This window comes from Rahnella variigena, from assembly GCF_003610915.1.
GTDB lineage: Bacteria > Pseudomonadota > Gammaproteobacteria > Enterobacterales > Enterobacteriaceae > Rahnella > Rahnella variigena.
Genome location: NZ_NSDJ01000001.1, coordinates 3,465,001 through 3,477,538, shown reverse-complemented (window position 1 = coordinate 3,477,538; position 12,538 = coordinate 3,465,001). Strand labels below are relative to the sequence as shown.

At 51.0% G+C, this 12,538-nt stretch carries 8 protein-coding genes; 5 read left to right on the top strand and 3 right to left on the bottom strand.

The annotated features are described in order from the left end of the window. Positions 1-89: 89 nt before the first annotated feature. Positions 90-1,409 (bottom strand): xylose isomerase, encoded by a 1,320-nt coding sequence (gene xylA / locus CKQ54_RS16110; RefSeq protein WP_120161445.1) that lies wholly within the window; start codon positions 1,407-1,409, stop codon positions 90-92. A gap of 382 nt (positions 1,410-1,791) precedes the next feature. Here xylA and xylF point away from each other — a divergent pair, with 382 nt between their 5' ends. The 4 genes from xylF to xylR all read left to right on the top strand — a co-directional run bounded on the left by xylF (position 1,792) and on the right by xylR (position 6,949). Then, entirely contained in the window at positions 1,792-2,784 is a 993-nt protein-coding gene (gene xylF / locus CKQ54_RS16105) for a D-xylose ABC transporter substrate-binding protein (RefSeq protein ID WP_120161446.1), read from the top strand. A 65-nt stretch (positions 2,785-2,849) separates the two neighbouring features. Further along, positions 2,850-4,391, top strand: coding sequence for a xylose ABC transporter ATP-binding protein (locus CKQ54_RS16100; RefSeq protein ID WP_120161448.1), 1,542 nt, complete (start codon positions 2,850-2,852; stop codon positions 4,389-4,391). Then, positions 4,384-5,583 (top strand): xylose ABC transporter permease XylH, encoded by a 1,200-nt coding sequence (xylH, locus tag CKQ54_RS16095; RefSeq protein WP_120161450.1) that lies wholly within the window; start codon positions 4,384-4,386, stop codon positions 5,581-5,583. Before CKQ54_RS16100 ends, xylH begins: the two co-directional genes overlap by 8 nt. A 178-nt stretch (positions 5,584-5,761) precedes the next feature. Then, a complete protein-coding gene (gene xylR / locus CKQ54_RS16090) occupies positions 5,762-6,949 on the top strand; it encodes a D-xylose utilization transcriptional activator XylR (RefSeq protein WP_112289398.1) in 1,188 nt (395 codons plus the stop codon). 59 nt (positions 6,950-7,008) lie between these two features. Here xylR and CKQ54_RS16085 read toward each other — a convergent pair whose 3' ends face one another. Further along, on the bottom strand, positions 7,009-8,433 hold the full coding sequence (locus CKQ54_RS16085) for a CBM96 family carbohydrate-binding protein (RefSeq protein ID WP_167459643.1): 1,425 nt from the start codon (positions 8,431-8,433) through the stop codon (positions 7,009-7,011). Between the two features lie 265 nt (positions 8,434-8,698). Between CKQ54_RS16085 and CKQ54_RS16080 the strand changes: the two genes are divergently transcribed. After that, a protein-coding gene (locus tag CKQ54_RS16080; protein ID WP_120349682.1) for an IS3 family transposase occupies positions 8,699-10,062 on the top strand; the annotation gives its coding sequence in 2 pieces (ribosomal slippage) (positions 8,699-9,188 and positions 9,188-10,062; 1,365 coding nt in all). 70 nt (positions 10,063-10,132) lie between these two features. Here CKQ54_RS16080 and yicI read toward each other — a convergent pair. Next, a complete protein-coding gene (gene yicI, locus CKQ54_RS16075; RefSeq protein WP_120163062.1) occupies positions 10,133-12,457 on the bottom strand; it encodes an alpha-xylosidase in 2,325 nt (774 codons plus the stop codon). Between the last annotated feature and the right edge of the window lie 81 nt (positions 12,458-12,538).

The window sequence follows — 12,538 nt, the reverse complement described above, 5'->3', positions numbered from 1 at the left end:
TTTTCCCTTATCTGTTAACCCGTTTCCAGAACGATTTACGCCCTGCGATTCCGCACAAAGCGGGCAGGGCGTGAGCTTATTTTACAAGATTAACCAAAGAGATAACGGTTAACCAGATTCTCCAGACGTTCTTGCTGGCCGCTCTGGTGCTGAGGTGCCAGCGCGTTTTGTTGCGCATAGTTGCTCAGGGATTCCAGAGACATTTTGCCTTGCAGGATCTGCTGACCCAGTTCTGTATTCCAGCCGGCGTAACGCTGTGCAACGTGTTTATCCAGCTCACGGCTTTCAATCATACGGGCCGCCACTTTCAACGCCAGCGCCATGGTATCCATGCCACCAATATGGCCGTAGAACAGATCATATTTGTCGGTGCTCTGACGACGCACCTTAGAGTCGAAGTTCAGACCGCCGGTGGTGAAACCGCCGGCTTTGATGATTTCATACATCACCAGCGCGTTTTCTTCCACGCTGTTCGGGAACTGGTCAGTGTCCCAGCCACACTGCGGGTCACCGCGGTTCGCATCGACGGAACCGAAGATCCCAAGGGCAATGGCGTTGGCAATTTCATGATGGAAAGAGTGACCAGCCAGCGTCGCGTGGTTCGCCTCGATATTTACTTTGATCTCTTTTTCCAGACCAAACTGTTTAAGGAACCCGTAAACGGACGCCACGTCATAATCATACTGATGCTTGGTCGGCTCCTGCGGTTTTGGCTCAATCAGCAGGGTGCCCTGGAAACCAATTTTGTGTTTGTGCTCAACCACCATCTGCATGAAGCGACCCAGTTGTTCACGCTCCTGACGCAGGTCGGTATTGAGCAGCGTTTCATAACCTTCGCGGCCACCCCACAACACATAGTTTTCACCGCCGAGCTGTTTAGTGGCGTTCATCGCATGAACAACCTGCGTCGCTGCCCAGGTATAGATTTCAGGATTTGGATTGGTTGCTGCACCCGCGCCGTAACGTGGATTGGTAAAGCAGTTCGCGGTGCCCCACAGCAGTTTAACGCCGCTGGCTTCCTGTTTTTGCGCCAGAACATCGGTCATTACGGCAAAATTATTGATGTATTCTTTAATCGTCGCGCCTTCCGGCGAGACGTCAACATCGTGGAAGCAGTAGTAAGGCACATTGAGTTTCTGGAAGAACTCGAATGCCACCTCTGCTTTACGTTTCGCCAGCTCCAGCGCATCGCCGGGTTGTTGCCACGGACGATCAAATGCGCCCACGCCGAACATATCATTGCCGTTCCAGCAGAATGTGTGCCAGTAGCAGGCTGCGAAACGCAGATGCTCAGCCATCGTTTTGCCGAGGATGACTTCTTCAGGATTGTAATGACGGAATGCCAGCGGGTTAGTGCTGTTAGCACCTTCGTAGCGAACGGCGTCAAGCTTGTCGAAATATGCGTGCATTGAAAACTCCTTGAAAACGGGCCCAGCGGGACTGGGAAGCTGAGGCTCTATCTTCGGAGGAGATGTTAAATCCCACAATTACGTTATTTCACACTCAATTTAATAGAATTATTAAGTGTGCGGCAGATCGCATAAATAAGCAGTTTTCTTCATGATTTTTATTAAACTTCCACGATGTCACGACAATAAAAAGTCTTATCGTGCGTGTATTACAGGCAAACCATGATCCCCATCATAATTCCTGAAATAAACAAAAAATCGTAATGCAGTGATTAAAATCTGCAATTGCCGATTAATTACCCAGCGACAACAATCCTTGTGTCATTGCTGTACGAACTCTTCTGTATCTGCCTCTACTTATTCTTATAAAAGGTCTGACATGATGAAAATGAATAAAATAATTCTTTCTGCCTGTGCCGCATTAGTGCTTTTCAGCCAGTCAGGGTTGGCGAAAGAAATTAAAATTGGTATGGCTATTGATGACTTACGTTTAGAACGCTGGCAAAAAGACCGTGATATTTTTGTGGCTAAAGCCAAAACGCTCGGTGCGGATGTTTTTGTTCAGTCTGCGAATGGTAATGAAGAAACCCAAATGGCGCAGATTGAAAATATGATCAACCGTGGCGTCGATGTGCTGGTGATCATTCCTTATAACGGACAAGTGCTGAGTAATGTTATTGCCGAAGCCAAACAGGAAGGCATAAAAGTGCTGGCGTATGACCGCATGATTAACAACGCCGACATTGATTTTTATATCTCTTTTGATAATGAAAAGGTGGGCGAACTTCAGGCGCAAAGCCTGGTTGAACGCGTCCCACAAGGCAATTATTTCCTGATGGGCGGCTCGCCAGTGGATAACAACGCCAAGCTTTTCCGCGCCGGTCAGATGAAAGTGCTCAACCCGTTAATCAAAGACGGCAAGATAAAAGTGGTGGGTGATCAATGGGCTGATGGCTGGTTGCCTGAAAATGCCCTGAAGATTATGGAAAACGCGCTGACCGCCAACAACAACAAAATCGATGCCGTCGTCGCCTCCAACGATGCGACCGCCGGTGGTGCGGTGCAGGCGTTATCTGCACAGGGTCTGGCGGGTAAAGTCGCAATCTCCGGTCAGGATGCTGATCTTGCGGCGATCAAACGTATCGAAGCGGGTACGCAGACCATGACGGTTTACAAACCCATCACCAAACTGGCCAATGATGCTGCCGAAATTGCCGTGCAGTTAGGTAAAGGTGAAACGCCAAAATCTAATGCGACATTAAATAACGGTAAAAAAGAAGTGCCTTCGTATTTATTAACACCGATTCAGGTGGATAAAAATAATATTGATAGCACCGTGGTGGCTGACGGTTTCCATAAGAAATCAGATCTCTAATTTTTCAATATTTTTCTACGAAAACAACACTTCTTTTTGACGTGTTGTTTTTGCTGGAGGTAAACATGCCAGATCAATATGAAAAATTACCCCTGCTGGACATGCGAAATATCACCAAGAAATTTGGTGCGGTAAAAGCGGTTGATAATATTAGTCTGACGCTGGCCGCAGGCGAAGTGTTATCCCTGTGCGGCGAGAACGGGTCCGGAAAATCGACATTAATGAAAGTGTTGTGCGCAATTTATCCGCACGGAACTTTTGAGGGGGAAATTTATTTTTCAGGTGAACGACTTACTGCAAAAGGTATTCGTGATACTGAACAAAAAGGGATTGCGATAATTCATCAGGAGCTGGCGCTGGTAAAACAACTGAGCGTGCTGGAAAACATGTTTTTGGGCAATGAGTGGGGCAGCTTTGGCCTGCTCGATACCGATAAAATGTATCTGCGTTGTCAGCGTATGCTGGCGCAGGTCAAACTCGATATTGATCCGCATACGCTGGTGGGCGAACTGGGATTAGGACAGCGGCAGCTGGTTGAAATTGCTAAAGCCCTCAACAAGCAGGTGCGTTTGCTGGTGCTTGACGAACCCACGGCGTCTCTCACTGAAAGTGAAACCGCGATTTTGCTCGATATTATCCGCGATTTGCGCCATCACGATATCGCCTGCATTTACATTTCCCACAAACTGAACGAAGTGAAAGCTATCTCCGACAAACTTTGCGTCATCCGTGATGGACGTCATATCGCCACCTGCAATGCGGCCGGAACGTCGGAAAAGGACATCATCGCTATGATGGTGGGCCGCGAACTCACTGAGTTATTCCCCCCGCGTGAGCGGCAGATGGGTAATGAAATTTTGCGCATTGAAAACCTCACTGCGTGGCATCCGGTGAATCGCCACATAAAGCGGGTGGATAATGCCGGTTTTACGCTGCGTCAGGGCGAAGTGCTGGGCGTCGCAGGCCTGGTCGGTGCAGGCAGAACAGAAATGATGGAGTGCCTTTTCGGTGTTTATCCGGGGCGCTGGTCAGGAGATGTCTGGCTCGAAGGTCATAAAGTGCAGATTACCGATTGCCGTGATGCCATGCGCCGTGGCCTGGCGATGGTGCCCGAAGACCGCAAACGCGACGGCATCGTGCCGGTGATGGCGGTGGGCAGCAATATCACGCTGGCAGCACTGAGCCAGTTCAGCGGTGGCGGTGTTCTGCGTGAAGCGCAGGAACAGCACACCATCAGCGAATCGGTGAAACAACTCAAAATTAAAACATCTTCTCCCGAGCTGGCAATCGGAAGGCTCAGCGGCGGCAATCAACAAAAAGCCATTCTGGCGCGTTGTCTGCTGCTGAAACCCAAAATCTTAATTCTTGATGAACCTACACGCGGAATCGATGTGGGAGCAAAACATGAAATCTACAAACTGATCGGCCAGCTTGCGGCACAGGGAATGGCAATCATCGTTATCTCATCAGAGTTACCCGAAGTGCTTGGACTGAGTGACCGCGTCGTGGTGATGCATCTCGGGCAGGTGAAAGCCTGCCTGGAAAATAACAATTTAAGTCAGGAGCAGGTCATGGAAGCCGCATTGAGGAGTGAAGCTTATGTCTAAATTTCCCCAGCCAGGAACCCCTTCCGCCGCCGTCAACGAGAGCGGTTCAGAGGCCGTGCTATCGGTCAAAAAACTGAAAAGTATCAACCTGCAAGTTTTTGTCATGCTGGCGGCCATTGCGGTGATTATCGTGTTTTTCAGCGTGACCACCGACGGCGCGTATATCAGCGCGCGTAACGTTTCTAATTTGCTGCGCCAGACCGCCATTACCGGCATTCTGGCCGTCGGCATGGTGTTCGTGATTATTTCTGCGGAAATCGACCTGTCCGTCGGCTCGATGATGGGTTTACTCGGCGGCGTGGCGGCGATTTTTGACGTCTGGCTCGGCTGGCCGTTGCCACTGACTATCGTGGTGACGCTGGCGCTTGGATTGTTGCTTGGCGCATGGAACGGCTGGTGGGTGGCTTACCGTAAGGTACCATCATTTATCGTCACGCTGGCAGGGATGCTGGCGTTTCGCGGCATTCTGATAGGTATCACCAGCGGCACCACGGTGTCGCCGACGACGCCTGCGATGTCGCTGATTGGTCAAAGCTACCTGCCAGATACCTTAGGTTTTGGTATCGGGGCGGTGGCTCTGGCGTTGTTTATCGGCTGGCAATGGCACCGGCGTAAACAGCGTGCAGCTCTCGGATTGCCGGTGAGCGCGGCTAAAAACGATGTCACCCGTCAGGCACTGACGGCCATCATTGCGCTGGGTGCGATATATCTGCTCAACGACTATCGCGGCGTGCCGACGCCGGTGCTGATTCTGGTCGCGCTGATGCTGGGCGGCATGTTTATGGCGTCCCGCACCTCATTTGGTCGTCGTATTTATGCCATTGGTGGCAACATCGAAGCGGCGCGGTTATCCGGCGTGAACGTTGAACGCAGCAAGCTGGCGGTATTTGCGATTAACGGACTGATGGTCGCTATCGCCGGTCTGATCCTCAGTTCACGTTTGGGCGCGGGTTCGCCATCGGCGGGTAATATTGCCGAACTGGATGCCATTGCCGCCTGCGTTATTGGCGGAACCAGCCTGGCGGGCGGGGTGGGGAGTGTTGCGGGTGCCGTAATGGGCGCTTTCATCATGGCATCTCTGGATAACGGCATGAGTATGCTGGACGTGCCAACGTTCTGGCAGTACATCGTCAAAGGCGCGATCCTGCTGCTGGCGGTCTGGATGGATTCGGCCACCAAGAGACGCGCATAAATCCTCCGCTGTGGCGGTGATTATGCGAGGCAATGCAGGAAAACCTGAGGAACCTCACATAATCACTATGCCAAATCAACCTAAGCCATTGCGCTGTGCTATTGACCAACGCAATCAGCCTCATTCAGTTAGCGCAATGAATGAGGCTTAGTCTATTAGAAACCGGTGAGAGACAGGCATGTTTGAGAAACGTTATCGGATCACTCTGTTATTTAACGCTAACAAAGTTTACGACCGTCAGGTAGTAGAAGGCGTGGGTGAGTATTTGCAGGCCTCACAAAGCGACTGGGATATCTTCATTGAAGAGGATTTCCGCTGCCGTATAGATAATATTAAAGACTGGCTCGGCGATGGCGTCATTGCTGATTTTGACGACAGAGAAATCGAGACGTTGCTCAAGGATCTAAATGTTCCGATAGTGGGCGTCGGCGGTTCTTATCATCAGGAAGACGATTATCCGCCAGTGCATTACATCGCCACCGACAACTACGCGCTGGTTGAAGCGGCCTTTATGCACCTCAAAGAGAAAGGTATCAACCGTTTCGCATTTTATGGTTTACCTGATGCGGGGGGGAAACGCTGGGCACAGGAGCGCGAACACGCTTTCAAAAAACTGGTATCGGCTGAGCAATATCAGGGGGTGGTGTATCAGGGGATGGAAACCGCGCCGGAAAACTGGCAGCACGCGCAGAACCGGCTGGCCGACTGGATCCAGACCTTGCCGCAGCAAACTGGCATTATTGCCGTCACCGATGCCCGGGCACGCCATCTGTTGCAGGTCTGCGAGCATCTGAATATTCCGGTGCCGGAAAAGCTCAGTGTGATCGGCATTGATAACGAAGAACTGACACGATATTTGTCACGCGTGGCGCTGTCTTCCGTGGTGCAAGGCACGCGGCAGATGGGATACCGGGCGGCAAAGCTCCTGCATCAGTTGCTGGATCAGCGCGATTTACCGTTACAGCGCATTCTTGTGCCACCGGTGAAAGTGGTTGAGCGCCGTTCAACTGATTTCCGTTCTTTGCGTGATCCGGCGGTTATCCAGGCCATGCACTACATCCGTTATCACGCCTGTAAAGGGATTAAGGTAGAGCAGGTTCTTGATGCCATCGGGATGTCGCGTTCGAATCTGGAAAAACGCTTTAAAGATGAAACCGGGCAAACAATCCACGGGGTGATCCACGAAGAGAAACTCGACCGGGCGCGCAATCTGCTGGCGGCGACGTCGATTTCAATTAATGAGATCTCGCAGATGTGCGGCTATCCGTCGCTGCAATACTTCTATTCGGTATTCAAAAAAGGCTACGAAATGACGCCGAAAGAGTACCGGAGTATTCACGGCGAAAGTGTCTATCAGGACGTTTAGAAACCACATAAAAAAAGCCCCGTTGTGAGGGCAACGGGGCAAGGCAGACCTTCCGCTTTTTAAGGTTCGACGACTTTTTGATAACCGGCCAGCATCAGAACCGGCGGCTTACCGCTTTCTTTTGCTTCGACACTGATGATGCGGCCGGTGCGTTCGCCGCCTATGTAATACGCCACTTCGGTTTGCCCTGCAGCAATAGCTGCACGGACGGCTTTATCGACATCGACATAGCGGAATTGCTGAACGTTATCCATATACAAACTGGCATCCGCAGTATATTTGAATGACGGTTTGTTATTCCAGTTCACTGTATTTTCATCCCAGCCATCAGGTGTGGTGGGGTAGAAGAAAATAGTAAAGGCACTGGTGTCAGAGATATTTCCATTATAGATGCGGATTTTATATTTAAAGCTTACGCCGGGGTAATCATCCACATTTGGCGGTAAAGCGGGGATTTTGAATTTAATTAATGCCAGCATTTGTTTATGATAATCGCGGCTGGAGTTTCTCCAGTCATCCTGCACTAATAATGTCGGGACACTGCCATAATTGTTTTCGGCATCGGTTTGATTGCTGACATAGGTATCAGCTTCTGCATCGGTATAGCTGTAAGGGATATTCGTCGAGCATTCCATAGAATAATTCATACAACGGTCAGCCATGAATTTGGTTGCATCTTCTGTCCACCCATTCATGAAATCACCATGTGCGGTATAAATACTGCCCCAGAGTGGTGTCAGCTGACCGTCAATCATCTGAGGATCCAGTGATAACTTGATTTTACTGACATCCAGCGATTGGATCTGAGGAAGGACATACGCAATGTTCATATTCACTGAGGCAATTTTGACAGGATGATCGGCCGGACACTTCCCTGAATTGTCGCTGTAGACGGCATTTTTCGTGCCCTTGGCTTTCAGGTTGACACCATCCCAGCAGTTAGGGAACATCACAGCAATATTGAACTGCACGGCGTCGCCAGCGGAGCGCAGGCCGCAGGTCTGGTCGGCGGTGTGGGTGTAACCATTGCCATTTGCGCATAAGAAATTAACCTGAGGATTCGGCCCCGAGCCCCGGTGATCACCCGCCAGTAACTGCAAACCGTGTGGATAAGCGGTAATAGGGTACTGTGCAACATTATTTGCCTGATAATAAATTTTGATGTAGGCCGGGTTCACCACCTGACCATCAGGTAACATCATGGTCGGCGCCCAATAACCGGTGCTGTCCGCCGCGTTATTACAGGTTGTACCAGAATGCAGGAGAAGGCTTTCTGCCGTAGAGAAGGCATCGGTGGAGCGGTTGCCCACAAAATCATGGGACATTGCCATGCCTGGCATTCCGGGCATTAATATGGCGTCATCCGGTTTCATATGACTGAAACTACACACCACATTAGCCTGTCCGTCAGCAGCCTGAACGGACGGTACCGATATTCCTGCACAACAGGCCAGCAGCAAAGAAAAATAAAATCTATATTTCATATTGGCATCCTTAACGGCGCGGCAAGGGTATTTAAATATTGAGTCGTGTTTAAAAAAGAAAGGATTTCCGCTGGAGTAACCGAGATGTTTTATTATTTCATTGCCAGTGAAACGTGCACGTAAAATAAGATGAAGAAGAAAAGAATGATTTGTTTTATAACGATGAGCCGAAATGAGTGACGGGTAGAATTGACGGGAATAAAAAGCCCCGTAATGGACTGCACCCCAAAAGTTGGACACCCAACTGAGTAAGGTGCAGTTTTTTATGGCGAAGCCAAAATATACCCTCGAAACCAGAATGGCTGTGGTCAGCCATTACCTCTACGGCAATGACGGGACACAACGGACCGCAGAACGTTTTGGTGTCGAAAGAACATCCGTTCGTCGCTGGGTCAGAGCCTGGCAATTACACGGTATTGATGGCATTACCTGGAAAAATGACCGCCATTCTCCGGCATTCCGGATTGCTGTTGTCCGGACTGTTCTCGGTGAAGAACTTTCAATGCGCGAAGCTGCCGCACGGTTTAATATCTCAAACGAGACCGTCGTCCGGCACTGGGTTAATGTCTACAAAGACGCTGGTGAGAATGGACTTCTGAGCATAAAACCCGGCCGGAGCAAAGGCATGACAAAACCCAAAAAAGCATCCCCACTTACCGATGAGGCGCTGGAAAAGTTATCTCCCGAAGAGCTGCGGGCTGAGCTCCGTTACCTGCGTGCAGAGAATGCCTACCTAAAAAAGCTAAAGGCCTTAGTTCAAAGCGAGAAAAACGGCAAAAAGCCGCAATAATCAGTGAGCTAAGGCGTAATTATGCGCTTAGTGACCTTCTGCGTGCAGCGGGGATGTCCCGCAGTACGTGGTATCACAATATGAACGCGCTGAAGCGAGTGGACAGGCATGCCGGACTGAAAGACAAAATCAGAGAGATATACCACCATCATAAAGGGCGTTATGGTTACCGCAGGATCACGCTCTCACTGAGAAAGCAGGGGCTGCTGGTGAACCATAAAACAGTACAGCGGCTGATGGCAGAGGTGTCGCTCCGGTCGCTTATCAGGGTGAAGAAATATCGCGCCTGGAAAGGGGAAGCGGGCAAGGCAGCCTCCAACCTCCTGAGTCGGGACTTCAGTGCATCAAAAGCCAACGAAAAGTGGGTTACGGATGTTACAGAGTTCTCGATACAGGGTAAAAAGTTGTACCTGTCACCGGTTCTCGATCTTTTTAACCGGGAAATCATCTCATACAGCCTGTCGGAAAGACCGGTGATGGAAATGGTGAATACCATGCTGCGTGATGCGTTCGCAAAGCTCAGTCCAGAAGATGCCCCGTTGTTGCACTCGGATCAGGGTTGGCAGTATCGAATGGCAGCCTATCAGGCAAAATTAAAGGCAGAGGGCATAACGCAAAGTATGTCGCGTAAAGGAAACTGCCTGGATAATGCTGTAATGGAGAACTTCTTCGGTACGCTGAAATCGGAGTGTTTTTACCTGAGCCAGTTCGGGAGTCTCAGGGAACTGAGGGAGGCGATAGAGGGGTATATCCATTACTACAACAACGAAAGAATAAGCCTGAAATTAAAAGGCCTGAGTCCGGTAGAATACCGAACCCAGGCCCTGAAAGCCGCTTAACATGAACTGTCCAACTTTATGGGGTCAGTCCATAACTCAAGAGAGTCGCGGGGCTGTGAAATGATAAAATTTATAAAGTAATCACCAATTCCCGACAGTCCGAGGTGGGTGTCAGCACGACTCCTTGTGAACCCGCTTTCTGATGTGCGCCGCTGATTTCACCCACGGTGCTCAGGTTACGCAGACACAGTGTCCATCCTGCAGCCTGGCCCTCCTGGGTCACTGTAATCACGCCATCCCGCCGTTCGGCTTTCAGGTTGAAAACAGTTTTCCCGTTCAGATCCGTGATGGCACTTTCCGCTACCGCACCGTCTTCCAGTTCAAACAGATGGAATTCGGTTTGCTGGCTGTAATCGTAATCCGGCTTCTGGTCGTTACTGCCGAGTGCCAGCAACGTGTTCGGGCGGACATACAGCGGCAGGCTGTCAAAGCCGTGCTGCTGACGATGCCAGCGTGAACCTTCTGCGACTTCGTTACTCAGAAGGTGCGTCCAGCGACCCTGCGGCAGATAGAAATCGACGTCGCCTTCTTCGCTGAAGACCGGAGCAACCAGCAAATCATCGCCCAACATATACTGGCGGTCGAGATAATCGCAGGGCGGATCTTCCGGGAATTCCAGCATCATGGCGCGCATGACTGGCGTTCCGTGGCTGGCTGCCTGTGAAGACGCAGGATACAGATACGGCATCAGGCGGCATTTAAGTTGCGTAAACTGGCGCACGACATCACAGGCTTCATCGTCATAGACCCACGGCACACGATAGGATTTGCTGCCATGCAGACGGCTGTGACTTGATAGCAGGCCGAAAGCGCACCAGCGTTTGTAGATGTGCGCCGGAGCGGTATTTTCGAATCCACCGATATCGTGGCTCCAGAAACCGAAGCCAGACAATCCGATAGATAACCCACCGCGCAGGCTTTCCGCCATGGATTCGTAGGTAGCGTAACAGTCACCGCCCCAGTGAACCGGGAATTGCTGGGCACCGACCGATGCTGAACGGGCGAACAGCACGGCTTCAGATGCGCCGAGTTTGTCCTGCAATGTTTCGTACACCAGTTTGTTGTATACGAATGCGTAGTGATTGTGCATTTTCTGCGGATCGCAGCCATCATGCCAGACCACGTCGGTCGGGATGCGCTCGCCGAAATCGGTTTTGAAACAGTCCACCCCCATATCCACCAGACGTTTCAGATGTCCTGCATACCATTCGCAGGCCTGCGGATTAGTGAAATCCACAATTCCCATTCCGGCCTGCCATTTGTCCCATTGCCACACGCGACCGTCCGGACGTTTTAGCAGATAACCTTTTTCTTTGCCTTCATGGAACAGCGGTGATTTCTGACCAATATACGGGTTGATCCACACACAGATTTTCAGACCGCGCGCTTTCAGGCGCTGCAACATGCCCTGTGGATCCGGGAAAGTTTGAGGATCCCACTCGAAATCACACCACTGGAAGGCTTTCATCCAGAAGCAGTCGAAGTGGAAAACGTGCAACGGCAGCTGGCGTTCAGCCATGCCATCGATAAAGCTGTTCACCGTGGCTTCATCGTAATTAGTGGTGAAAGAGGTCGTCAGCCACAGACCAAATGACCAGGCAGGCGGCAGCGCAGGGCGGCCGGTCAGACGGGTATAGCGGTCGAGCACTTTTTTCGGCGTCGGGCCATCAATGACGAAATATTCCAGATACTCGCCTTCGACGCTGAACTGCACTTTAGAGACTTTCTCCGAGCCCACTTCAAAAGATACACATTCAGGATGATTCACCAGCACGCCGTAGCCGCGGTTGGTGAGATAGAACGGAATGTTTTTGTAAGATTGCTCCGTGCTGGTGCCGCCATCGCGGTTCCAGGTTTCAACAGTCTGGCCGTTTTTAACCAGTGCGGTGAAACGCTCGCCGAGGCCGTAGACCGTTTCGCCGACGCCGAGATCCAGACGCTCCATCATGTAGGTTTTCTGCGAGTTCGCGTCCTGCACGTAGCCATTAGATTTGGCGACGCTGCCGGTTATCCGGCGGCCATTGCGCAGGAAATCCAGCGTCCAGTTATTGCCTTTGGTCACACGCACACAGAGGTCACCGCTGTGCAAAGCAGCGAATTCCTCGTTATCTTCAAACCGCAATTCCGGTGTGTCGGATTGCAGCAGCGGATAGTGCGGGCCTTTATCGGTTTCGCCGTCAAAGTGGGTAATGCGCACACCAATAACACCGGTTTGCGGCGAGAAAAATCGCAGCGTAAACAGCGGTGAATCCAGCTGACTGGCACGCTCTGACGCATCTTTCGGCGCGGCATAAATCACCATGTCGTTGCCTGAGCGCTGCACTTCAAACACCTGTAGCGGATGTGTCAGCAACAAACCCTCTTGTATCAACCAGTTACCGTCACTGATTTTCATAATGAATTCCTCCTTTAGCCCTTCATCCTTCGCGCTGACTCTGCGTTGGCTGCCTTCACCAACCCCGGTCACATACCTGTG

Excerpts from the sequence above, each read along its gene's own strand:
- xylA (WP_120161445.1), bottom strand. The coding sequence starts at position 1,409 with ATGCACGCATATTTCGACAAGCTTGACGCCGTTCGCTACGAAGGTGCT.
- xylF (WP_120161446.1), top strand. The coding sequence starts at position 1,792 with ATGAAAATGAATAAAATAATTCTTTCTGCCTGTGCCGCATTAGTGCTT.
- CKQ54_RS16100 (WP_120161448.1), top strand. The coding sequence starts at position 2,850 with ATGCCAGATCAATATGAAAAATTACCCCTGCTGGACATGCGAAATATC.
- xylH (WP_120161450.1), top strand. The coding sequence starts at position 4,384 with ATGTCTAAATTTCCCCAGCCAGGAACCCCTTCCGCCGCCGTCAACGAG.
- xylR (WP_112289398.1), top strand. The coding sequence starts at position 5,762 with ATGTTTGAGAAACGTTATCGGATCACTCTGTTATTTAACGCTAACAAA.
- CKQ54_RS16085 (WP_167459643.1), bottom strand. The coding sequence starts at position 8,433 with ATGAAATATAGATTTTATTTTTCTTTGCTGCTGGCCTGTTGTGCAGGA.
- yicI (WP_120163062.1), bottom strand. The coding sequence starts at position 12,457 with ATGAAAATCAGTGACGGTAACTGGTTGATACAAGAGGGTTTGTTGCTG.